Here is a 21,367-nt window from a genome sequence, read left to right as displayed (position 1 = left end):
GGTGACCGTCCTTCTCGCACAGGCCGCCCCGCAGGCGACCGGCGCCGCCTCGCTGGCCTGGTTGCTGATCGCGCTCCCCGCAGCCGGTGCCCTCGTGCTCTTCCTCGCCGGACGGCGGGCCGACGCCTGGGGCCACTGGCTCGGCGTCGCGACCGTCGTCGGCGCCTTCGTCGTCGGTGTGACGATCTTCCTGCAGACCCTCGGCCTCCCCGCCGACGAGCGGCTGCGCGAGCGGTCGCTGTGGTCCTGGATGTCCTCCGGCGCGCTGGAGGTCGACTTCGGGCTCCGGATCGACACGCTGTCGCTGACGTTCGTACTGCTGATCACCGGGGTCGGGGCGCTCATCCACCTCTACTCGGTGGGCTACATGAGCCACGACCCGAACCGGCGGCGGTTCTTCGCGCAGCTGAACCTGTTCGTCGCCGCGATGCTGGTGCTGGTCCTCGGCAACAACTTCGTGATGCTCTACCTCGGCTGGGAGGGCGTCGGTCTGGCGTCGTACCTGCTGATCGGCTTCTACCAGGACCGGCCGTCGGCGGCGACGGCGGCGAAGAAGGCGTTCCTGATGAACCGGGTCGGCGACGTCGGCCTGGCGATCGCGATCTTCCTGCTCTGGCTGGAGCTCGGGACGCTGCAGTACGCGGAGGTGTTCGCGCGCATCGGCGAGGTCGGCAGCGGCACGGTCCTGGCGATCACGCTGCTGCTCCTGCTCGGCGCCTGCGGCAAGTCCGGCCAGTTCCCGCTGCAGTCCTGGCTCCCGGACGCGATGGAGGGCCCGACCCCGGTCTCGGCCCTCATCCACGCGGCCACGATGGTCACCGCGGGCGTCTACCTCATCGCCAGGGCCTCGCCGATCTACAACCTGTCGGAGACCGGACGGCTGGTCGTCGCGCTGATCGGTGTCGTCACGCTGATGATCGGCGCGATCATCGGCTGTGCCTACGACGACATCAAGAAGGTCCTGGCCTACTCCACGGTCAGCCAGATCGGTTACATGATCCTCGCCGTCGGGCTCGGGCCGGCCGGGTACGCACTGGGCATCCTGCACCTGCTGACCCACGGCTTCTTCAAGGCCGGGCTGTTCCTCGGCGCCGGGTCGGTCATGCACGCCATGAACGACGACGTCGACATGCGCCGGTTCGGCGGCCTGTGGCGCAAGATGCCGGTCACCTTCGTGACCTTCGGCCTCGGCTACCTCGCGCTGATCGGCTTCCCGTTCCTGTCCGGCTACTTCTCCAAGGACGCGATCATCGAGGCCGCGTTCGCGCAGGAGGGCTGGCAGGGCTGGGTGTTCGGCGGGCTCGCGACGCTCGCGGCCGGTCTCACCGCGTTCTACATGACCCGCCTGATGATCATGACGTTCTTCGGTGCGGAGCGCTGGCGCACGGTGCAGTCCACCGACGGCCGCGACTACCACCCGCACGAGTCCCCGGCGACGATGACCGTCCCGATGATCGTGCTGGCCTTCGGCTCCGTCTTCGGCGGTGGCGTGCTCTACGGGCTGATCCCGGAGTGGCTCGCCCCGGTGGTGGGGGAGCGCGTCGAGCTCGAGGGCGGTGCCCTGCCGCACGCGGTGATCCCGTGGCTGGTGGTCGGCGTCTCGCTGCTCGGTGTGCTGGCGGGCTACCTGTTCGTCGGACGCTCCCCGGTGCCGGTGCAGCGCCCGCAGCGGGTGTCGCCGGTCGTCGCCGCGGCCCGCGCGGACCTCGGCGCGAACGCCTTCAACGAGGCGTTCATCGAGCGGCCCGGCATCGCGCTGACCGGGCTGCTGGCCTGGTTCGACGACCGCGGCATCGACGGGGCCGTCAACGGCACCGCGTCGGCGTTCGGCGGCGGGTCCGGCCGCCTGCGCCGACTCCAGACCGGCTTCGTCCGGTCGTACGCACTCTCGATGCTCGGCGGGGCGGTCATCGTCGTCGCCGCGATGCTGGCGGTGAGGTTCGTCTCATGACTCCCCTGGACACGGCTCCCATCGTCCCCGGCTCCGGGGGCAACCCGTTCCTGATCGTCCTGCTGCTGGTGCCGGTGCTCGGCGCGCTGGTCATGTACCCGCTGCGTGCCAACACCGGGGCCGCCAAGGCGGTCGCGATGGCGACGGCGCTGCTCGAGCTGGTGCTCGTCGTCGTCGCGTGGGCGCTCTACTCCATCCCCGCGGCGCAGGCCGGCGCCCGGTTCCAGCTCGAGTTCTCGATGTCCTGGATCCCCGCCTTCGGCACGCACATCGCGTTCGGCGTCGACGGGATCGCGCTGGCGCTGATCGGGCTCACCGCGTTCCTGGTGCCCGGGCTGATGCTGTTCGCGTGGGCGGAGAAGCTGCCCGAGGGCCGCTCGGCCGCCGGGTACTTCGCGCTGCTGCTGGCGACCCAGGCGACGCTGGTCGGCGTCTTCGCCGCGACCGACGTCTTCCTCTTCTACGTGTTCTTCGAGGCCATGCTGGTCCCGATGTACTTCCTGATCGGCCGTTTCGGTGGGCCGCGACGGCAGTACGCGGCGGTCAAGTTCTTCCTGTACTCGCTGCTCGGCGGCCTGATCATGCTGGCGTCGCTGATCGGGCTGTTCGTCGTCAGCGAGCAGCAGCTGGGCCAGGGCACGTTCACCTGGGCCGAGCTGCAGGCGATGGCGTCGAGCGTGCCGGAGTCGACCCAGATCTGGCTGTTCCTCGGCTTCTTCGTCGCGTTCGCGATCAAGGCGCCGCTGGTGCCGTTCCACACCTGGCTGCCCGACGCGGGTGCCGAGGCACCGATCGTCGGTGCGGTGCTGCTGGTCGGCGTGCTCGACAAGGTCGGCACCTACGGCTTCCTGCGCTACCTGCTGCCGCTGTTCCCGCAGGCCAGCCAGGTCCTCGCGCCGCTGGTGCTGGTGCTCGCCGTCGCCGGGATCGTCTACGCCGCGCTGCTGGCGGTCGCCCAGACCGACATGGGCCGGTTCGTCGCCTACACCTCGGTGGCGCACTTCGGGTTCATCGCGCTCGGGGTGTTCGCGTTCTCCAGCCAGGCCTTCGCCGGCGCGACGCTGTACATGGTCAACCACGGTCTCTCGACCGGCATGCTGTTCGTGATGGTCGGCGTGTTGATCAGCCGCGGCGGCTCGCGCCTGATCGCCGACTACGGCGGCGTCGCGAAGATCGCGCCGGTGATGGCGGGCTGCCTGCTGCTGGCCGGGATGAGCTCGCTGGCGCTGCCCGGCACGAACTCGTTCGTCTCGGAGTTCCTGGTGCTGGTCGGGTCGTTCCCGAACCGGCCGGTGTTCACCGTGATCGCGACGGTCGGCATCATCTTCGCCGCCCTCTACGTGCTCTGGTTCTACCAGCGCACGATGCAGGGCCCGGTGCGCGACACCGCGGTCATGGCGGCGCTGGAGCGCGGTGGCGCGGGCGGCCCGGGGTCGATGATCGACCCGGCGGTCGCCGCGCAGCGCACGGGCTCCGGCTTCCCCGACCTCACGGCCCGTGAGATCGGCGTGCTCGCGCCGCTGATCGTCGCGATCGTGGTGCTCGGCTTCTACCCGGGCCCGGTGCTCGACCTGATCAACCCGTCGGTGACGGCGACGATGACCGAGCTCGGCCTGCCCGACCCGGTCGTCGCTGGAGGGATCGCTCGATGAGCTCGTTGGTTCTCCCCGCCCAGGTGGCCCCGATCGAGATGCCCGCGGTCGACTGGGCGGCCACCGCGCCGCTGTGGATCGTGTTCGCGGGTGCCTGCGTGTCGGTGCTGCTGGAGGCGTTCCTCCCGCGGCACCAGCGCTGGCCCGTGCAGGTTCTGCTGACCGGTCTGACCCTGGTCGCGGCGCTCGTCGCGCTGGCCGGGTACGCGCTCGGGTCCCCGGCCGCCGTGCTGACCTTCGGCACCGCCCTGTCGGTGGACGCGCCGTCGCTGTTCCTGTGGGGCACGTTGATCGTCCTCGCGATCCCCAGCCTGCTGCTGATCGCGGACCGGTCCGTGGAGCCGGGCGGGGTGTTCGTCGCCTCGGCCGCCGAGCGGGCCGCGGTCCGCTCCGGCGGCGGCCCGGCCACCCCGGTCGGCGGTGAGCACGTCGACCGCTCCTACGGGGCGCCCGACGAGGCGCCGACGATGCAGACCGAGCCGTTCCCGTTCGTGCTGTTCGCGCTCGGCGGCATGATGGCCTTCGTCGCGGCGAACGACCTGCTGACGATGTTCATCGCGCTCGAGGTCCTGTCGCTGCCGCTGTACCTGATGTGCGGGCTGGCGCGCCGCCGCCGGCTGCTGTCGCAGGAGTCCGCGGTCAAGTACTTCCTGCTGGGTGCGTTCGGCTCGGCGTTCTTCCTCTACGGCATCGCGCTGCTCTACGGCTACGCGGGCTCGGTGCGCCTCTCGGCGATCTCGCAGGCCGCCGCGGGCACCCTGGCCTCGGACACGCTGCTGTTCGCGGGTCTGGCGCTGCTGCTGGTGGGGCTGCTGTTCAAGGGCTCGGTGGCCCCGTTCCACACCTGGACCCCGGACGTCTACCAGGGCGCCCCGACACCGGTCACGGCGTTCATGGCGGCCTGCACGAAGGTCGCCGCGTTCGGCGCGATCGCCCGGGTGCTCTACGTCGGCTTCGGCAGCACCGTGTGGGAGTGGCGCGGCGTGCTGTGGGTGGTCGCGGTCGTGTCGATGGTCGTCGGCGCGGTGCTGGGGCTCACCCAGACCGACGTGAAGCGCATGATCGCCTACTCCTCGATCGCGCACGCCGGGTTCATCCTGCTCGGCGCGATGGCGCTGACCCCGCAGGGCACCTCGGGCCTGATGTTCTACCTGCTGGCCTACGGCTTCACGACGGTCGCGGTCTTCGGGATCATCTCGCTGGTCCGTACCGGCGACGGCGAGGCCTCGGACCTGGCGGCCTGGGCGGGCCTGGCGAAGCGGTCCCCGCTCGTTGCCGGGATCATGACGTTCCTGTTGCTCGCGCTCGCCGGGATCCCGCTGACCAGCGGTTTCACCGCCAAGTTCGCGGTGTTCTCGGCGGCGTCGGCGGACGGCATGGTGCCGCTCGTGGTGATCGCGCTGGTCGCGTCCGCGGTGGCCGCGTTCTTCTACCTGCGCATCGTGGTGCTCATGTACTTCTCCGAGCCCGCGGAGGACGGTCCGGCCGTCGTCGTGCCCGGGGCGTTCACCACCGTGGCCATCACACTGGGCACGCTGGCGACCCTCGTTCTCGGGATTCTTCCCACACCTGTCCTCGAATGGGCCGCCAGCGGCGCGTTCGCGGGCTGAGATTCGTACGCTGTGGGGGTGGAGACACAGAGCGTGGCCGGGATCCGGATGGCCGATCCGGTCCTGGCCGAGGCCACGGCGGACGGGCTGAAGCGGGTCGAGGACCTGCTGCACCGCGAGGTGCACAGCGACTACGAGTTCGTCACCGAGACCTCGTTGCACCTCATCGAGGCCGGCGGAAAGCGGTTCCGGCCGCTGTTCACGCTGCTCGCGGCCCAGGTGGGACCGCATCCCGAACGCGACGAGGTGATCACGGCGGCCGCCGTGGTGGAGCTGATCCACCTGGCGACGCTGTACCACGACGACGTGATGGACGAGGCGTCCATGCGGCGGGGCGCGGAGTCCGCGAACTCGCGCTGGGACAACTCGGTCGCGATCCTGACCGGGGACTTCCTGTTCGCGCACGCGTCGCGGCTGGTCGCCGACCTCGGCCCGGACGCGGTGCGGATCATCGCCGAGACGTTCGCCCTGCTGGTGACCGGCCAGATGCGCGAGACCCGGGGCCCCAAGGCGTCGGACGACCCGGTGCAGCACTACCTGCGGGTGGTCGCGGAGAAGACCGGGTCGCTCATCGCGACCTCGGGCCGTTACGGCGGCATGTTCTCCGGTGCGCCGACCGAGCACGTCGAGGCGCTGCGGACCTTCGGTGAGGTCATCGGGGCTGCGTTCCAGATCTCCGACGACATCATCGACATCGCGTCGCCGTCGGACGACTCGGGCAAGACGCCCGGCACCGACCTGCGCGAGGGCGTGCACACCCTGCCGATGCTCTACGCCCTGCGCGACGGCGACGACTCCGCCGACGCGCGCAGGCTGCGGCAGCTGCTGGCCGCCCCGATCAGCGACGACGACGAGGTGGCCGAGGCGTTGGAGCTGCTCCGCTCCGGTGATGCGCTGGTCAAGGCCCGCGAGACCGTCGCCGGGTACGCCGACCGCGCGCGTGCCGAGCTGGCGGTGCTGCCGCCGTGCCCGGCGATCGAGGCGCTGCGGACGCTGACCGACTACACGGTGGAGCGGGTGGGCTGAGCCGCCGGTGGGCGTCGCCGTCGCAGCAGGTCGACGGTGAACACCACCAGCGCCAGCCAGACGAGGGCGAACCCCGCCCAGCGGGCCGGGGCCATCGGCTGTCCGACGACCAGCACGCCCCACAGGAACTGCAGCGTGGGGTTGACGTAGAGCAGCACCCCGAGGGTCGTGAGCGGCAGCCGTCGCGCCGCGGCGCCGTAGAGCAGCAGCGGCAGCGCCGTCACCGGACCCGCGGACAGCATGAGCAGCAGGTGCCACGGCCCGTGCCCGGTGAACGTGCCGCCGCCGGAGAGCTCCAGGACGACGAGGAACACCGCGGCGGGTACGACGAGTACGAGGCCCTCCGCGGTCAGCCCGGCCGCGGCGGGCAGCGGCGCGGTTGCCTTGAACAGCCCGTAGATCCCGAACGAGCAGGCCAGGGCCATCGACAGCCACGGCACCGTGCCGTTGCCGACGGCGATGACCACGACGGCCGTCGCCGCCAGCCCCAGCGCGACCCACTGCGCGGGCCGCAGCCGTTCCCGCAGGACGAGGACGCCGAACAGCACCCCGACCAGCGGGGTCATGTAGTAGCCGAGCGCGGACTCGACGACCAGCCCCACCGAGACGCCCCAGATGAACAGACCCCAGTTCACCGCGATGAACACCGCGGCCGCGGCTGTCGCGAGCCACCCGCGGGGACCGAGCCCGCGCACGTCGCCCCAGCCGCGCAGCACGGTCAGCACCACCGCCATCAGCACGGCGGTCCACAGCACGCGGTGAGCGAGGACCTCCAGCGGCGCCGCGGGGTCCAGCAGCGGCCAGAACGCCAGGAACAGACCCCACAGCACGTACGCGCCGACGCCCGCGGCGAGCCCGGCGGGGTTCCGCTCACTCCGTTCGGGTGTGGTTCGTTCGGGGGAACGGGCAGCGGTCATGGTCGCTTCGGGTGGTGGGTCACGGGCACGATGATCCGGTACGGGTGTGCCACCGCGCGCGGTGACGGCGGGGCGGGCACGATCCGTGATACCAAGCACGGCGACAGCGGTCCGGGAGGGTCCCGGGCGGACGGAGGTCCGGCATGGGCTGGATGTGGGTACTGCTGGCGGTGCTCGTGGTACTCGTGGCGGCAGGGGTGCTGGTGTCCCGCCGCCGCGCAGGGGCCGTCGAGGGCGGTCCGGAGGCCACGGGTGCGCCCGACACGGTGGAGGCGTCCGACGGGCCCGGCCCGGGGAGCGGACCCGGGACCGTGGGGCTGTTCGACCCCGTCGGGGAGGCCGACCCGGTCGCCGCGGCCGGGGCGACCAGGGCGACCACACCGCCGTCGGACAGCGCACCGCCACCGTCCGCCGTGGCCGACGGTGCGGGGGAGCAGGTCGTCCCCCCGGCAGCCCACCCCGGGGTGACCGGCGACGTGCCGGCCGGCTCCGAGGCGCCCGGTCCCTCGCCGGCCGCCGCGGGCGGGACCGCCGCCGCGGGCGGGAGCGGCCCCACCGGGGCTGACGGGCCCGCGACGGACGGACCCGCGACGGAGGGACCCGCGACCGACGGCGCCGCTGCCATAGCCCAGGACGCCCCGGCCCACGACGACCTGGCCCACGGGCACGACAGCGCTGCTCACGACGAACAGGCCGAGGGTGATCTGGCCGAGAGCGGTCCGACCGAGGAGGCCCCGGCCGAGGACGGCCCGGCCGACGGCGACGCGGCCCAGGACGGCGCGGCAGCCCCCGCCGCACCGGTCGCGGAGGCACCGGACGGCAGCGCCGGAGCACCGGACGGTGCCACGGCCCCCGCGGTGCCCCTTCCCCGCCCCGAGAGCAACCCCGCGTCGCAGGACGGGTCGGCCGAGGACGACGACGAGCCGTCCGGCCGGCACGCCCTGCGCGACGACGTCGAACCGGCCCCGTTGCCCGAGCCGGCCCCCGCGTCGGACGACGACGGCCCGCCCGCACCGTTGCCGATCCCGTCGCGGACGCGGCAGCCCGCCGGTGGCTCGGCGCTGGCGGCGCTCGACTCCCTGATCATCGGCCCGTCGGCGGCGTCCGAGCCGCTGCCGCCCGGCGTGCGGCCCGGCCCGTACCCGGACTCGGTGCTCGCACCCGCCGACGGCGGCGACCCGCCCGAGACGCACCGGGTGAAGGTGCACAGCGGGTCGCGGCGGTTCCATCCGCCCGAGTCGCCGTACTACGTCCGTACGCGGGCGGACCTCTACTTCACCGCGGAGGGTGCCGCCCGGGCGGCCGGGTTCATCGCGTGGAACGAACGCCCCGGGGCCCGCTGAGCCCGGACACCGGTGGACGCACGACGGCCCCGGTACTCCCTGGAGGGAGTGCCGCGGCCGTCGTCGGTCGCGGGCCGGTCCTAGACGATGGTCCAGGTGTCGCGGCCGTTGAGCAGGGCCTGCAGGTCGGCGTCGGGCTTGGCGTCCTTGGCGGCCTGGACCTGGGCGCGTGCGGCGTCGTCGTAGGTGGGGCGGTCGGTGTTGCGGAAGACCCCGGTGACGGTGTGGGTGAGGTCCTGGTCCGAGAGCCGGGACAGGGCGAAGGCGAGCTCGTGGTCGGTCTGGTCGTGGACCACGATCGTCGCGGGGTCGACCGACGCGGTCTCGACGACGGCGAGGCCGAACCCGTCCTGGACGACCGCGTGCGAGCCGCGTCCGTCCTCACCCGGGGCGCCGAAGGTGATCGGCTCGCCGTGGGTGAGGGGGATGAGCCGGTTCTCGTTGTCGCCGCGGCGCAGGACGTCGAAGCTGCCGTCGTTGAAGATGGGGCAGTCCTGGAAGATCTCGACCAGGGCGGAGCCGCGGTGCTCGGCTGCGGCCTGCAGCTCGGCGGTGAGGCTCTTGCGGTCGGAGTCCAGGGCGCGCCCGACGAACGACGCCTCGGCGCCCAGCGCCAGCGAGATCGGGTTGAACGGGTGGTCGAGCGAGCCCATGGGGGTGGACTTGGTGACCTTCCCGACCTCGGAGGTGGGCGAGTACTGGCCCTTGGTCAGGCCGTAGATCCGGTTGTTGAACAGCAGGATCTTGATGTTGACGTTGCGGCGCAGCGCGTGGATGAGGTGGTTGCCGCCGATGGACAGGGCGTCGCCGTCACCGGTGACGACCCACACCGACAGGTCCTCCCGCGAGGTCGCCAGCCCGGTCGCGATGGTCGGGGCGCGGCCGTGGATGGAGTGCATCCCGTAGGTGTTGAGGTAGTACGGGAAGCGGCTCGAGCAGCCGATCCCGGAGACGAACACGGTGTTCTCGCGCTTGATGCCCAGGGTGGGCAGGAACTGGCGGACCGCGGCGAGAACGGCGTAGTCGCCGCAGCCGGGGCACCAGCGGACCTCCTGGTCGGAGGTGTAGTCCTTCGCGGTCTGCTTCGCGTCCGTCGTCGGGACCCCGTCGAGGCCGCCGATGGACGGCAGACCGAGATCGGTGGCGGTCATGCCTGCGCTCCAGTGGTCTCGTTGGCGGGCCGTGGGGTGGTGTCGGCCGCGGACTCCGGGTGCTTGCCGGTGAGGTAGTCCAGGAACACGTCCTGCAGCTCCTCGGCGCCGAAGGGGAGCCCGGCGACCTTGGTGTAGCTCTTGACGTCGACCAGGTGGCGGGCGCGCAGCAGCATGGCGAGCTGGCCGAGGTTCATCTCGGGGCAGAGCACCGTGCGGTAGCGGCCCAGGATCTCGCCGAGGTTGGCCGGCATCGGGTTGAGGTTGCGCAGGTGCACGGTGGCGACCGAGTGGCCGAGCTTGCGCACCCGCCGCGCCGCGGCGTTGATCGGGCCGAAGGTCGACCCCCAGCCGACGACGAGGAAGTCCGCGTCGCCGTCGGGGTCGTCGACCACGAGGTCGGGCACCTCGATGCCCTCGATCTTGGCCTGGCGCAGCCGGACCATGCGGTCGTGGTTGTCGGGGTCGTAGGAGATCGAGCCGCGCCCGTCGGCCTTCTCCAGCCCGCCGACGCGGTGCTCCAGACCCGCGGTGCCGGGGATCGCCCACGGCCGGGCCAGGGTCTCGGGGTCACGCAGGTAGGGCCAGAACTCGCCGGACCCGTCGGGGGCGTTGGGCTCGGTCGCGAACCCCGGGTCCACCGTCGGCAGGGTCTCGACGTCGGGGATCTTCCACGGCTCGGAGCCGTTGGCCAGCGCGCCGTCGGACAGCAGCATCACCGGGGTGCGGTAGCGCACCGCCATCGCGGCGGCCTCGACCGCGGCGATGAAGCAGTCGCCAGGGGTGCAGGGGGCGATCACCGGGAGCGGGGCCTCGCCGTTGCGCCCGTGCAGGGCCTGGAGCAGGTCGGCCTGCTCGGTCTTGGTGGGCAGCCCCGTCGAGGGGCCGCCGCGCTGCACGTCGATCACCAGCAGCGGAAGCTCCAGGGCCACGGCCAGGCCGATGGTCTCGGCCTTGAGCGCGATCCCCGGACCCGAGGTGGTGGTGACGCCGAGCGCGCCGCCGAACGCCGCGCCCAGTGCGGCGCCGACGCCGGAGATCTCGTCCTCGGCCTGGAAGGTGGTCACGCCGAAGGCCTTGTGCTTGGACAGCTCGTGGAGGATGTCCGAGGCCGGGGTGATCGGGTAGGTGCCCAGGAACACCGGCAGGCTCGTCGTGCGCCCGGCGGCGATGATCCCGTAGGCCAGCGCGACGTTCCCGGTGATCTGCCGGTAGGTCCCCGGCGCCAGCCGGGCCGGGGCGACCTCGTAGGTGACCGCGAACGCCTCGGTCGTCTCGCCGTAGGCGTGCCCGGCGCGGAAGGCCAGGATGTTGGCCTCGGCGATGTCGGGCTTCTTCGCGAACTTCTCCCGCAGGAACCGCTCGGTCGACTCCGAGGGCCGGTGGTACATCCACGACAGCAGACCCAGGGCGAACATGTTCTTCGCCCGCTCGGCGTCCTTCTTGGACAGCCCGGTCTCCTCCAGGGCGCCCCGGGTCAGGGTCGCCATCGCGACCCCGTGCACCGCGTAGGGCTCCAGTGAGCCGTCCTCGAGCGGGTTCGCCGCGTACCCGACCTTGGTCAGGTTCCGCTTGGTGAACTCGTCGGTGTTCACGATCAGCACGCCGCCGTGGGGCAGGTCGCCGATGTTGGCCTTCAACGCCGCCGGGTTCATCGCCACCAGCACGTCCGGGCGGTCCCCCGGAGTGAGGATGTCGTAGTTCGCGAAGTGCAGCTGGAACGACGACACCCCCGGCAGCGTCCCGGCAGGAGCCCGGATCTCCGCGGGGAAGTTCGGCAGCGTCGACAGGTCGTTGCCGAAGTTCGCGGTCTCGGAGGTGAAGCGGTCACCCGTCAGCTGCATGCCGTCACCGGAGTCGCCGGCGAACCGGATGACCACCCGGTCGCGCTGCACGACCTCGGAGTCGCGTGCCTCGACGGGAGTGTCGCTGGTCGTCATGGGCTGATGGTCCCCAGTTCGGCGTCGAATTGTCCCTCGATACATCGAGGTTAACTCCCGGTTCGTCCCCCTGTCCGGAGACCCGGGATCACGTCACATAACCCGGATTACGTTCGTCACTTCCTGCTGATCTTCTTCTGCAGCGCCGCGACGCGTTCCGCGAACGCCTCGGAGTGCACGGTCTCGGCCTGGGCGCGGACCTCGATGTCGGTGGCGTCGGCGTGCGCGTCGAGTCGGGAGGTGATCCGCATCGTCGCCTTGGTCGTGACGATCAGGTCCCGCGGCGCGGCGGCGGCCCGGCCCGCGAGCTCACGGGCGCCGGCCATCAGGTCCTCGTCGCTGTCGTAGGCACGCCAGACCAGACCGACGCGCTCGGCCTCGCGGGCGTCGAGGACGTCGCCGAACAGGGTCATCGCGGCGCTGCCCTGGGCGCCGAGAGCGCGCTGGGCCATCCACGTGTAGCCGCCGCCGGGGTGCAGGCCCAGCTGCATGAAGCGGACGTCGAACCGTGCGGTCGGGCCGGCCAGCCGGACGTCGCAGGCCAGGGCGAGGTTGATCCCCGCGCCGACGGCGGCGCCGTTGACCGCGGCCAGGGTCGGCAGCGGGGAGGAGGCGATGGCGAGGAACCCGGAGTAGACGCGCTTGAGCGTCGCCGGGTCGGCCTGCTGCAGCTCCGCGAGGTCGCCGCCCGCGCAGAACGCGGGCGCCCGACCGGTGACGACGATCGCGCCGACCGAGTCGTCGGCGTTCGCGGCCTCGACGGCGGCGACGAGCTTCTGCGACAGGTCCAGGTTCAGCGCGTTGCGTCGTGCCGGGTTCGAGACGGTGAGCACCGCGACACCGTCGGTGACCTCGGTCCGGACCTCTGTCGTGACATCGCCGTCGCTCATGGGCCCGACTCTTCCACGCCGGGTCGGCCTCCCGCACGTGACGGGGTGCCCCGGGCCGGGCCCGGGTCACACCCGGGAACGCGCTGCCCGGTTCGTCCGTTGAGGAAGGTGAGCCCCGCAGGACCGCACGGAAAGGTGACCCCGGCGTGCACAGCCACATGAACGGTCTGAAGACGGCCGTCCTCCTCGGCGCGATGAGCGCCCTGATCCTCGCGATCGGCGGGGTCCTGGGCGGCCGCGGCGGACTGGTCATCGCCCTGGTCGTCGCGTTCGCGGTGAACGGGTGGGCCTACTTCAACTCGGCGAAGATGGCGCTGCGGTCGATGCACGCCCAGCCGATCACCGAGGCCGAGTACCCCCAGCTGTTCCGGATCGTCCGCGAGCTCAGCCAGCGGGCCCGCCAGCCCATGCCGTCGCTGCACATCAGCCCGACCGACGCACCCAACGCGTTCGCCACTGGCCGCAACCCACGGCACGCCGCGGTGTGCGTGACCACCGGTCTGCTGCACCTCCTCGACGAGCGCGAGCTGCGCGCGGTCATCGGCCACGAGCTCAGCCACGTCTACAACCGCGACATCCTGATCTCCTCGATCGCCGGAGCGCTCGCCTCGGCGGTGTCGTTCCTCGCGAACTTCGCGATGTTCGCCTCGATCTTCGGCGGCAACGACGAGGACCGCCCGAACCCGATCGCGATCATCCTGGTCGCGCTCCTCGGCCCGATCGCGGCCGGCGTGGTGCAGATGGCCGTCAGCCGGTCGCGGGAGTACCAGGCCGACGCCTCGGGGGCCGAGCTCACCGGGGACCCGTTGGGCCTGGCCTCGGCGCTGCACAAGCTCAAGTACGGCACCGCGGCCGCCCCGCTGCCTCCGGACCCGCAGCTCACGGCGCAGTCGCACCTGATGATCGCGAACCCGTTCCGGCCCGGCGAGAAGATGGCGAGGTGGTTCTCCACCCACCCGCCGATCGAGGACCGGATCGCGCGGCTCCAGCAGATGGCCCGCCGCTGACCGGACCGTTCCGGGGGAGGTTGCGCGACCCCGGGTCGCTGTTCCGTAACGGTTCGGGGTGCCGGGAGCGATGAAGCTCTCAGAGCAGAGCTCCCCCTGCGGAAGAGGACCCATGAGCGAGACCCCGTCCCAGAAGCCCCGCCACGCGCTCACCGACACCGGTGAGACCCCGTCGGTGCCGCTCCAGGGTGGCCCGGTCGAGGTCCCGTCACCGGCCCGCCCGGGTGACGACGTGGTCACCGAGGCCGGCCCGGACGAGCAGGTCGCGCTGCCGTCGGCCCGACCGTCCTCGGACACCGACACCCCGGTCGCGCCGAGGGTCGCCGATGCGGACGCCACGACCCCCTCCGACCCGGCCCCGGACCCGGACCCGGACCCCGATGCTCCGGCCGCACCCACCCCCGCCGCGGGGACGACGCCGCCGGAACCCCGCTCCTCCCGCCCCGTGGCGCCGCACACCGCGCCGGGCGGCGGGTCCTCCGACGACGCACCGACCACCGCGCTGCCCGTCGTCCCGCGCCCCCGCGACGCACCCGGTCCCGGCGGTCGGCGTCCCGGCCACGTCCCGCCACAGCAGGTCCCGGGCGGCTACGTCCCCGGCCACGTTCCGCCCCGCCAGGCCCCGGGCGGTCAGGTCCCCGGTCAGTACGCCCCGGCGGGCCCGCGACACCCGGCCCGCCCGCCCACGGCCCGGCATCCCCTCACGGGCCGGCACCCGGCGGGCCGGCGCCCGCCCGTGCGGTTCCCGTCGGGGCCCCCGGCCCAGGCCGCCCCGCGGCACCCCGAGCCGGTCCACCAGGCACCGCTTCCCGAGCCGGTCCGTCAGGCCCCGCTCCCCGAGGGTGGCGCGACCCGGACCTCCGGTGGGTTCCGGCTGCCCGACTTCCCGGCTCGCACCCGGCCGATGCTGGCGGCCGTCCTGGGTGCCGCGGCCGCGGTCGTCCTGGCTCTCGGCATCGTCGCCGGGGTCACCGGTACCTCGGACGCGTCCCCTGCGCCGGCGCCCGCCCCGGTGTCCACCCCCTGACCGATCTGTTTGTATCCCGGCCGTGGGGATCTCCTGGGACGACTACCGCAACCACGACGCCGTCGGGCTGGCCGCGCTCGTCGCCGCGGGTGAGGTGAGCGCAGCCGACCTGCTGGAGGCCGCCGTCGCCCGCGCCGACGCCGTCGAGCCGGGCATCAACGCCATCCGGCTGCGGCTCGACGACGCCGCCCGTTCCCGCGCACGCGGCCCGCTGAGCGGGCCGTTCGCGGGTGTCCCGTTCCTGGTGAAGGACCTCGCCCAGCACATCGCCGGGGTCCCGACGGCGTCCGGTTCCCGCCCGCTCGCCGACCGCCCGCGACCCGAGACGTCGACGGTGGTCCGGCGCTGGACCGCGGCCGGGTTCGTGGTGTTCGGACGGACGGCCACGCCCGAGTTCGGGGCCGTGCCGTCACCGAGCCCGCGCTCGGCGGGCCGACCCGCAACCCGTGGGACCCCGCCCGCACCCCCGGCGGCAGCTCCGGGGGGTCCGCCGCGGCCGTCGCCGCCGGGATCGTCCCCGCGGCCGGCGCGAGCGACGGCGGTGGCTCCATCCGCATCCCGGCCGCCGCCTGCGGGCTGTTCGGGCTCAAGCCCGGCCGCGGCGTGACACCGTCGGGGCCGGACGTCGCGGAGGGCTTCCACGGCGCGGCGGTACAGGGCGTGCTGTCGCGGACCGTGCGGGACTCGGCCGCGCTGCTCGACGTGACGGCCGGGCCGGAACCGGAGGGTCCCTACGTCGTGCGCCCGCCGGAGCGCCCGTACGCCGACGCCGTCCGGGACGACCCGGCGCCGCTGCGGATCGGGCTGGCCACCGCGTCGCCGCTGGGTACCGAGGTCGACCCGGAGGCGGTGGCTGCGGCCACCGACGCCGCCGAGCTGTTGACCTCGCTCGGGCACGTCGTGGAGGAGTCCGCCCCCGCCCTCGACGGCCGGGCGCTGGCCACCGACTTCCTCACCACCTGGTTCTCCACGATCTCGGCCCAGGTGGCCTCGGCGCGGGCGCTGTCCGGCTGCGGCGACGACGCCTTCGAGACGGAGACGCGGGTGATGGCCGCGATCGGGCGTGCCACCCCGGCGCCGGACTACCTCGCCGCGCTCGCCCGCCGCCAGGACCACACCCGCGCACTGGCCACGTTCCACGAGCGCTACGACCTACTCCTCACCCCGACCCTGGCCCGGCCGCCGTGGCCGATCGGGGAGCTGGGGCTGCCGGCCGCGGCCCGGATCGGGGCGCAGGCGCTGCTGCGGACCGGCGCGTCCGGCCTGTTCGGACGGCTCGGGCTGGTGGAGAGCCTGGTCGACGCCAACTTCGCCCCGGTGCCCTTCACCCAGCTGGCGAACCTGACCGGGCGGCCCGCGTCGTCGGTGCCGCTGTACCGGACGGCGTCCGGGCTGCCGCTGGGCGTGCAGTTCGTCGGGCGGCCGGGCTCGGAGCCGCTGCTGCTGGCGCTGGCGGCGCAGCTGGAGCGGGCGCGGCCGTGGGCGCACCTGCTGCCGGCGACTCCGGCCTAGACGAGCCGGGCCAGGCCACGGTGGGCCAGGCCACGCCGACGGTCGCCCTGAACACCGACGTCGGGTACTGGCCGGACGCCGTCGACCAGATCCGGACGTTGGTGGATTCCGCGCTCGGTCGTGCCGGTCTGTACCCGGCACGACCTGAGCCTGGGTTTCCGCAGCTCAGGGCCGGTTGGTCACCGGTAGTTGGTGAACTGCAGCGCGATGCCGAAGTCCTTGGACTTGAGCAGCGCGATGACGGCCTGCAGGTCGTCCTTCTTCTTGCCCGAGACGCGCAGCTGGTCGCCCTGGATCTGCGCCTGGACGCCCTTGAGCTTCTCGTCGCGGATGGCCTTGCTGATCTCCTTGGCCTTGTCCTGCGCGATGCCCTGGAGGATCCTGCCGCTCGCCTTGTAGGTCTTGCCGGAGATCTGCGGCTCATCGGCCTCGAACGCCTTCAGGGAGATCTGCCGCTTGATCAGCTTCTCCTTGAAGACCTCGATCCCGGCGAGCAGCCGCTCCTCGGTCTCCGACTCGAAGGTCAGAGCCTCCTCGCCGGCCCAGGCGATCGTGGTGTTGGTGCCGCGGAAGTCGAAGCGCTGCGACAGCTCCTTCGCGGCCTGGTTCAGTGCGTTGTCGACCTCCTGGCGGTCCACCTTGCTCACGACGTCGAACGACGGGTCGGCCATCGTCTCTCCTCCGGGTCGGTCGGGGACCCCTCGGCGGGGTCGTTCAGGTCGTGTCGTATCCTCGTTTACGCACTCAGCGAGACCGAGATGCACCCCGGCTGGTTGCCCGAGCGGCCAAAGGGAGCGGACTGTAAATCCGTCGGCGTAGCCTTCCCAGGTTCGAATCCTGGACCAGCCACAGCAGGTGAAAGAGACCCCCGACCAGCGGAAACGCTGGAACCGGGGGTCTTTTTCGTTGTCCGGGTGTGTCCGGGGATCTACGGCCGAATGCGGCCGTCTGTGGGCCCTCCGTGGGCCAAGCCCACACGGCGGTCGATGGCTTCGAGGGTCCCGGCGGACCGTCGCGGTACGGCCGGGACTGGGAGAGTGACAGAGTGACAGCCCCACCGAGCCTGTCACTCAGACTGTCCTTCTTGTTTGTGCTGGTCAGGGCTGGTGTAGTGACGGAGTGACAGAAGAAGAGTGGGGAAGCCCGACCACTTACAAGTTCCCGCCTACTCCTGACATCGAGAACGCCTACCGGTCAGCATCCGTGGCCCTGGCCGCGTTGCTCCCGTCGACCGCCCCGGACTTCGATAGCTCCGGCCACGTGCTCGAACTGCTCTCGCAGTGGCCCCACTTGGTTCGAGAGGCCGAACTTGCCGTCACCGCCCAGATCGGCCCCCGGGTTTCCTGGATCGGCCCGGACTGTGACGAGAGCTGGAACCTGGTCGCAACCGGTGTCGACCTTGGCGGTGGGTACCAAGACTTCGGTGAGATCGACATCGGCGCGGATGCCTTGAAGGGCGAAGACGGAAGCTGGGCAGACAGCGCTCTGGGTAAGGCCGGGCTCATCTACAAGCGGGAGTGCAAGTGGGACTTCCCGCCGGATAAGGCTGGAATCTGGCTGGTGATGCTGGCTCCGGCCTCGGCCTACGCTGCCGAGGAGGAGGGCTTCTCGGTCTTCAGCGGCCGTCTCACCGGTTTCGTCATCGTGCACGACCGTGACGACGACGGCGATTACGAGACCGTCGCCCATATCTGGACTGCAGTGGCCTGGCGACGCCGGGGAATCGCTCGACGCCTCCTGGTCGAGGCACGCTCCCGTTTTTCCATCACCGCGTTCGAAGAGCCTTACACTAACGACGGATCTGCGCTTATCGACGCCTCACGGGACAGCTGAGACAGCGTGGGGTGGCGTCGGGGGGTCACCGTGCCGCCCGGGCGGCCTCGCTGTTCTTCGCGAAGTTGGCGGCGAAGTTGGCCCACCACTCGCCGGGCGGGACTTCCTGCGCCGCGACCGCGAGACGCTTTCCGGTCTCGGTCACCACGGCCGCTGCCATGGAGTCAACGAACGGTTGAACCTGCTGGTTGCCCTGGGCCTGGCACTCGCGTGCGGCGAGTAGGCAGTCGATCTTGTCGGCGTCGCGGGAGCAGCGTGCCTCTGGCGTCGCCGTCGGTTCCTTCGCACGCTCGTGCTCGTCGATCAGGGCGGCGATGTGCTCGGCGAGGACCGGCGGCAGCTCCGCCACCTGGTCGTGGGCGACATCCTGAGCCGGGGGCGTCCGCACGTACGGCTTCCCCACGCTGGGGACGTCACCGATCCGGGTCTCCGGCATGTCGTGGAACAGGCCCAGTGCTGCCGCGCGGTCTGCGTTTGCGCCTTCGAGAGTGGCAATGACGTAGGCGAGAATTCCCACACGGAAGCTGTGCTCGGCTACCGATTCGGGATTCTTGATTCCTGCGAGCAGCCACCCGGAGCGGGGGAGTCGCTGAAGCTGGCCGGCCTCGTATGCGAACTTGGCGACAGCGTGCATTTCGTTGCTCAAATCGCACTCTCCACGAGGTAGGCCACCTGCTCCATGCGCTGTCGAACCTTACCGGTCAGACCAGCCTCGTCGCTAAGCGCGATCTCCACCGCCCGGCCGATGTGCCTCGCCTGCTCAGAGCTGCGGAGCAGGTCTCGCCGTGCCCTCAGTAGCGCCCACAGGGCATGCGCGCACAGCTCCCGGTAAGGGGCCGTTGCAACCCCAGTCACGAGCGACGCCAGGAGCCGGTCCCCGGACCACGTCGCCCGCTGACTGACCATGTCTCGATCGTCGGTCCAATACGTGTCGTGCTCGCCAACCCAGTAGGCCCAGTAATTGAGATTCGCGGCGATGAGGTCGTCGCTCGCCAGTCCCTGGTCGATGAACCGGCGCAGCGGATCCAGGTCGCCGGAATGGGCACTTGCGACGGCCTGGGAGCGAGCCACAGCCCATGACGGGGACCACGCGCTCAGGTCGGGTATGGCTCGGGTATCGCTGGTCGTCTGCTGCCGGAGCCACCCCTGCGTGGAGCTGTTCGACGCGACCAAGAACTTCACCTGCCGACGCAACATGGCCGTCCGCTCGGTGCCGGTTCCAGCCTGGTCCGCAGCATCACACAGGTCCTGAGCGACGGCGTCCTGCACCGTGCTGGGCACGTACAGCCGGGTGCGGATCTCGCTGAGCTGCCGGGGGACCTCGCCGGTGAGCGGCCAGGCGAGCAGCTCGGTCAGGGTGCGGTCGGGAACGATGACCGACAGCGGGTGCTCAGGGCTCCCGACAGTCGCCAGCTCTCCGTAGATCGAGTCCGCCACGAGTGCCTTCTCGAATACGACGAGGAGCGAAGGGTCCGGGTTGTGGGCCCGGAGTCCTCGGTTGACGCGCTGGATCTCCGCGAAGCTCGCATTGACCAACGGGCGCCGACCCGACTCCCACGCCTGCAGGGTGCTGACGCCCACGCCGAGCTGCTCGGCGAACCCCTCCTGAGTGAGTCCGACGCGGCCACGGATGGCGCCCAGAACGGCCCCTCCGAGTCGCCCGATCAGCTCACTCGCACCGGGAGTAGGGGTTCGGTCCTTCACTCCGTGCTTCCTCACGTTCGGCCGCGTCGAACTCGTACTTGTGGTCAGGGGTGTCTGCCCTGACCTGGCAATACCGTTCTGGTTGTCCGACAGACGATAGGCACTGGGCCCCGGCGACGGGGATGAATCGGAGAATCCGTGAGTAGCAGCTATCTCTTGGCCTCGACCGCCTCGACCGCCTCGACCCTCTCGCGTAGCTCGGCGACCTCGCCTTGGAGGCGAGCCACGATCCTGCGCAGATCCTCGGGAGCGTCGTCCGGCAGTGCCCGGACGAACGTCCCGCGACCGGCGGCGGACTCCAACACCCCCGCGTGCTGCATCTCCTTCACTGCGGCGTGTGCAGTCAGCTCGGCGACGCCGTAGTGCTCAGCGAGTGCCCGCAGGGACGGAATCTTGGCCCCCACCGGGAACTCGCCCGCTCGGATGCGTCGGACGAGGTCCGACCTGACCTTTGCGCTCAGCGACTGAGCGCCTCCCTGATCGACCGCCACCAAGCCACGGTAGCGGCCAGCTAAGCCACCGCACAGCACCACAAACGCCCCTTGACATATCGAACACCACAGAGCACCTTAGTGTGCACTGATGCAATCGAGAGGATGGCAGATGTACACCGAACGCCGCGACATGGCCGCGCTCCGACGGCTCGATAGCGCGCCCGAGGGCTGGGCTCCTGACGGCCTGACCTCGGACGTCATTGACGCGCTGTTGGGCAACGAGATCGCTCGGGTGCACGAGGTTCCGAGCCTGCCCACCGCACAGGTTCTCCACCTGCCCCGCCGCGCCAGGCATCTCATCGGAGGTGAGGCGGCGTGATGCGGGTCGTGGGTGCGCACCGTCGTCGGGTGCTGGACCAGGTGCGAGGCGAGTTCTGGCACCGGTTCGGTGCCGGGGCGGCGGGGGTCGAGGCTGCCGAGGCGTTGAGTGGCGCGGTCGTGGGGTGGCGGGAGTGGCGTCGTCTGCGTGTGAACGGCGCTTATCTGTCGGCGGTGGTGGAGGTCGTGGCGGCGCGGGAGCGGGCGGAGCTGGTTCTGCTCGGCGCTGAGGAGCCCCCGGTGGGTGCGCGGTGAGCGCCCGGCTGGATCGGTCGGTGGAGCGTGCGGCGGCGAAGGCGGCGCAGGAACGTCCGGTGCGGCTCGTTCGGCCCGGGTGGTGGATCTACGCCTACGGACCCGCAGGTGGGGCGTGGACGGAAGTCGTGGCGATCGAGTGGCGGCCGCAGGGGCAGGTGCGGGTGCGGCTGCGCCACCTCGACGGCAGCGCCGGTGTGGTGGAGACCGAGCGGTCGGCGCCGATGTCGTATCTGACCGCGGGCACGGCGCGGCGGGTCGGGATCACCGGGGGTGGTCGGTGATGGCGTGGCAGCCGAGCGAGCTGGTCGTGGTGACGCGATTGGCCGGGCGGAAGGTGACCGCGCACTGCGAGTTGGTGGCGATGGCGCGGTTGCGGCCGGGGGATCTGTTCCTGGGGCTGAACCCGGGGCAGCCGGTGATGCGGGTGCAGGTGGCGCGGTCGGTGCCTTCGGGTGCGCTGGCGGTGTTCGACGAGTCGGGTACTGCGGATCAGCGGTGGGCCGCTGTGCGGCGCGGGGATGTCGAGCCCGGTGCGAAACCGGGTGAGGGGTTCTTCCCTCGTTCGACGGTGCGGGTGACGTCGGTCAAGCGGGTCCTGCGCTTTACGCGCTGACCCCGCGGGTGCGGGCCGGTCGGGACCGGACGGGCGCACCCACATGATCCACATAGGACAGACGAGATGAGGAGCAGGGCGATGGGTTGGTTGTCGAGTACGGCCAGGGGCGGGGCCCGGG

General features: G+C 71.7%; 20 protein-coding genes, 1 tRNA gene and 1 pseudogene. 14 read left to right on the top strand and 8 right to left on the bottom strand.

Features of this window, described 5'->3' with window-relative positions; translation table 11 throughout:
• Position 1: 1 nt before the first annotated feature.
• From nuoL to FVA95_RS03280, 4 genes are read left to right on the top strand one after another with little or no spacing between them, the layout of a single operon-like run.
• Positions 2-1,951, top strand: coding sequence for an NADH-quinone oxidoreductase subunit L (gene nuoL, locus FVA95_RS03295; RefSeq protein WP_149662881.1), 1,950 nt, complete (start codon positions 2-4; stop codon positions 1,949-1,951).
• Entirely contained in the window at positions 1,948-3,603 is a 1,656-nt protein-coding gene (locus FVA95_RS03290; RefSeq protein ID WP_149662880.1) for an NADH-quinone oxidoreductase subunit M, read from the top strand. Before nuoL ends, FVA95_RS03290 begins: the two co-directional genes overlap by 4 nt.
• Positions 3,600-5,213 (top strand): NADH-quinone oxidoreductase subunit NuoN, encoded by a 1,614-nt coding sequence (gene nuoN / locus FVA95_RS03285; protein ID WP_149662879.1) that lies wholly within the window; start codon positions 3,600-3,602, stop codon positions 5,211-5,213. Before FVA95_RS03290 ends, nuoN begins: the two co-directional genes overlap by 4 nt.
• Positions 5,214-5,261: 48 nt before the next feature.
• Entirely contained in the window at positions 5,262-6,239 is a 978-nt protein-coding gene (locus FVA95_RS03280) for a polyprenyl synthetase family protein (protein WP_051050104.1), read from the top strand.
• On the opposite strand, the gene rarD is transcribed toward FVA95_RS03280, so the two are convergent.
• Positions 6,215-7,156, bottom strand: a complete 942-nt coding sequence (gene rarD, locus FVA95_RS03275; RefSeq protein WP_149662878.1) for an EamA family transporter RarD — start codon at positions 7,154-7,156, stop codon at positions 6,215-6,217. The two genes, FVA95_RS03280 and rarD, sit on opposite strands and share 25 nt — an antisense overlap.
• Positions 7,157-7,299: 143 nt before the next feature.
• Here rarD and FVA95_RS03270 point away from each other — a divergent pair, with 143 nt between their 5' ends.
• Positions 7,300-8,499: a hypothetical protein gene (locus FVA95_RS03270; protein ID WP_149662877.1), complete on the top strand. Its 1,200-nt coding sequence runs from the start codon at positions 7,300-7,302 to the stop codon at positions 8,497-8,499.
• 80 nt (positions 8,500-8,579) lie between these two features.
• Here FVA95_RS03270 and FVA95_RS03265 read toward each other — a convergent pair whose 3' ends face one another.
• The 3 genes from FVA95_RS03265 to FVA95_RS03255 form a co-directional block, all read right to left on the bottom strand.
• Complete coding sequence (locus FVA95_RS03265) at positions 8,580-9,650, bottom strand: 2-oxoacid:ferredoxin oxidoreductase subunit beta (RefSeq protein ID WP_149662876.1); 1,071 nt, start codon at positions 9,648-9,650, stop codon at positions 8,580-8,582.
• Positions 9,647-11,590, bottom strand: a complete 1,944-nt coding sequence (locus FVA95_RS03260) for a 2-oxoacid:acceptor oxidoreductase subunit alpha (protein ID WP_149662875.1) — start codon at positions 11,588-11,590, stop codon at positions 9,647-9,649. The genes FVA95_RS03265 and FVA95_RS03260 overlap by 4 nt, the downstream gene beginning before the upstream one ends.
• Before the next feature lie 116 nt (positions 11,591-11,706).
• Positions 11,707-12,480: an enoyl-CoA hydratase gene (locus FVA95_RS03255; RefSeq protein ID WP_149662874.1), complete on the bottom strand. Its 774-nt coding sequence runs from the start codon at positions 12,478-12,480 to the stop codon at positions 11,707-11,709.
• 146 nt (positions 12,481-12,626) lie between these two features.
• On the opposite strand from FVA95_RS03255, the gene htpX reads away from it, so the two are divergent.
• From htpX to FVA95_RS03240, 3 genes and pseudogenes are all read left to right on the top strand, one after another.
• On the top strand, positions 12,627-13,487 hold the full coding sequence (htpX, locus tag FVA95_RS03250) for a zinc metalloprotease HtpX (RefSeq protein WP_149662873.1): 861 nt from the start codon (positions 12,627-12,629) through the stop codon (positions 13,485-13,487).
• Between the two features lie 112 nt (positions 13,488-13,599).
• Positions 13,600-14,514 (top strand): hypothetical protein, encoded by a 915-nt coding sequence (locus tag FVA95_RS03245; protein WP_149662872.1) that lies wholly within the window; start codon positions 13,600-13,602, stop codon positions 14,512-14,514.
• Positions 14,411-16,026 (top strand): annotated as a pseudogene (locus FVA95_RS03240) (amidase). The gene FVA95_RS03245 and the pseudogene FVA95_RS03240 overlap by 104 nt, the downstream one beginning before the upstream one ends.
• A gap of 179 nt (positions 16,027-16,205) precedes the next feature.
• Here FVA95_RS03240 and FVA95_RS03235 read toward each other — a convergent pair.
• Positions 16,206-16,697 carry a YajQ family cyclic di-GMP-binding protein gene (locus FVA95_RS03235; RefSeq protein ID WP_149662871.1) on the bottom strand — a complete coding sequence of 164 codons (492 nt, stop codon included), beginning with the start codon at positions 16,695-16,697 and terminating at the stop codon, positions 16,206-16,208.
• A 96-nt stretch (positions 16,698-16,793) separates the two neighbouring features.
• On the opposite strand from FVA95_RS03235, the gene FVA95_RS03230 reads away from it, so the two are divergent.
• Both FVA95_RS03230 and FVA95_RS03225 read left to right on the top strand, forming a co-directional pair.
• Positions 16,794-16,875 (top strand) — tRNA-Tyr (locus FVA95_RS03230).
• Between the two features lie 270 nt (positions 16,876-17,145).
• The gene (locus FVA95_RS03225) at positions 17,146-17,859 is read left to right on the top strand and encodes a GNAT family N-acetyltransferase (RefSeq protein ID WP_161992185.1); all 714 of its coding nucleotides are present in this window, start codon (positions 17,146-17,148) and stop codon (positions 17,857-17,859) included.
• Positions 17,860-17,884: 25 nt separating this feature from the next.
• Here FVA95_RS03225 and FVA95_RS03220 read toward each other — a convergent pair whose 3' ends face one another.
• The 3 genes from FVA95_RS03220 to FVA95_RS03210 form a co-directional block, all read right to left on the bottom strand.
• Positions 17,885-18,505: an HD family hydrolase gene (locus FVA95_RS03220; protein WP_149662869.1), complete on the bottom strand. Its 621-nt coding sequence runs from the start codon at positions 18,503-18,505 to the stop codon at positions 17,885-17,887.
• Positions 18,502-19,563 carry a helix-turn-helix domain-containing protein gene (locus tag FVA95_RS03215; RefSeq protein WP_161992184.1) on the bottom strand — a complete coding sequence of 354 codons (1,062 nt, stop codon included), beginning with the start codon at positions 19,561-19,563 and terminating at the stop codon, positions 18,502-18,504. Before FVA95_RS03215 ends, FVA95_RS03220 begins: the two co-directional genes overlap by 4 nt.
• 149 nt (positions 19,564-19,712) lie before the next feature.
• Positions 19,713-20,054 (bottom strand): GntR family transcriptional regulator, encoded by a 342-nt coding sequence (locus FVA95_RS03210; RefSeq protein WP_161992183.1) that lies wholly within the window; start codon positions 20,052-20,054, stop codon positions 19,713-19,715.
• Positions 20,055-20,166: 112 nt separating this feature from the next.
• Here FVA95_RS03210 and FVA95_RS03205 point away from each other — a divergent pair, with 112 nt between their 5' ends.
• From FVA95_RS03205 to FVA95_RS03195, 4 genes are all read left to right on the top strand, one after another.
• A complete protein-coding gene (locus FVA95_RS03205; RefSeq protein ID WP_149662866.1) occupies positions 20,167-20,376 on the top strand; it encodes a hypothetical protein in 210 nt (69 codons plus the stop codon).
• A complete protein-coding gene (locus FVA95_RS03200; protein ID WP_149662865.1) occupies positions 20,373-20,630 on the top strand; it encodes a hypothetical protein in 258 nt (85 codons plus the stop codon). The genes FVA95_RS03205 and FVA95_RS03200 overlap by 4 nt, the downstream gene beginning before the upstream one ends.
• 128 nt (positions 20,631-20,758) lie before the next feature.
• The gene (locus tag FVA95_RS30700; protein WP_161992182.1) at positions 20,759-20,914 is read left to right on the top strand and encodes a hypothetical protein; all 156 of its coding nucleotides are present in this window, start codon (positions 20,759-20,761) and stop codon (positions 20,912-20,914) included.
• On the top strand, positions 20,914-21,246 hold the full coding sequence (locus FVA95_RS03195; protein ID WP_161992181.1) for a hypothetical protein: 333 nt from the start codon (positions 20,914-20,916) through the stop codon (positions 21,244-21,246). Before FVA95_RS30700 ends, FVA95_RS03195 begins: the two co-directional genes overlap by 1 nt.
• Positions 21,247-21,367 lie beyond the last annotated feature (121 nt).

Origin of the sequence: Pseudonocardia sp. EV170527-09 (assembly GCF_008369905.1) — a bacterium.
In the GTDB taxonomy this organism is placed as follows: Bacteria; Actinomycetota; Actinomycetes; order Mycobacteriales; family Pseudonocardiaceae; genus Pseudonocardia.
Note: the sequence above shows the minus strand (reverse complement) of the source record. Positions and strands in the feature narration are given on the sequence as shown.

What these genes read in the sequence shown, in the direction of transcription:
- rarD (WP_149662878.1), bottom strand. Translation starts at nt 7,156, where the DNA reads ATGACCGCTGCCCGTTCCCCCGAACGAACCACACCCGAACGGAGTGAG.
- FVA95_RS03255 (WP_149662874.1), bottom strand. Translation starts at nt 12,480, where the DNA reads ATGAGCGACGGCGATGTCACGACAGAGGTCCGGACCGAGGTCACCGAC.
- FVA95_RS03235 (WP_149662871.1), bottom strand. Translation starts at nt 16,697, where the DNA reads ATGGCCGACCCGTCGTTCGACGTCGTGAGCAAGGTGGACCGCCAGGAG.
- FVA95_RS03260 (WP_149662875.1), bottom strand. Translation starts at nt 11,590, where the DNA reads ATGACGACCAGCGACACTCCCGTCGAGGCACGCGACTCCGAGGTCGTG.
- FVA95_RS03270 (WP_149662877.1), top strand. Translation starts at nt 7,300, where the DNA reads ATGGGCTGGATGTGGGTACTGCTGGCGGTGCTCGTGGTACTCGTGGCG.
- FVA95_RS03195 (WP_161992181.1), top strand. Translation starts at nt 20,914, where the DNA reads ATGGCGTGGCAGCCGAGCGAGCTGGTCGTGGTGACGCGATTGGCCGGG.
- FVA95_RS03290 (WP_149662880.1), top strand. Translation starts at nt 1,948, where the DNA reads ATGACTCCCCTGGACACGGCTCCCATCGTCCCCGGCTCCGGGGGCAAC.
- nuoN (WP_149662879.1), top strand. Translation starts at nt 3,600, where the DNA reads ATGAGCTCGTTGGTTCTCCCCGCCCAGGTGGCCCCGATCGAGATGCCC.
- FVA95_RS03205 (WP_149662866.1), top strand. Translation starts at nt 20,167, where the DNA reads ATGTACACCGAACGCCGCGACATGGCCGCGCTCCGACGGCTCGATAGC.
- FVA95_RS03245 (WP_149662872.1), top strand. Translation starts at nt 13,600, where the DNA reads ATGAGCGAGACCCCGTCCCAGAAGCCCCGCCACGCGCTCACCGACACC.
- FVA95_RS03265 (WP_149662876.1), bottom strand. Translation starts at nt 9,650, where the DNA reads ATGACCGCCACCGATCTCGGTCTGCCGTCCATCGGCGGCCTCGACGGG.
- FVA95_RS03280 (WP_051050104.1), top strand. Translation starts at nt 5,262, where the DNA reads ATGGCCGATCCGGTCCTGGCCGAGGCCACGGCGGACGGGCTGAAGCGG.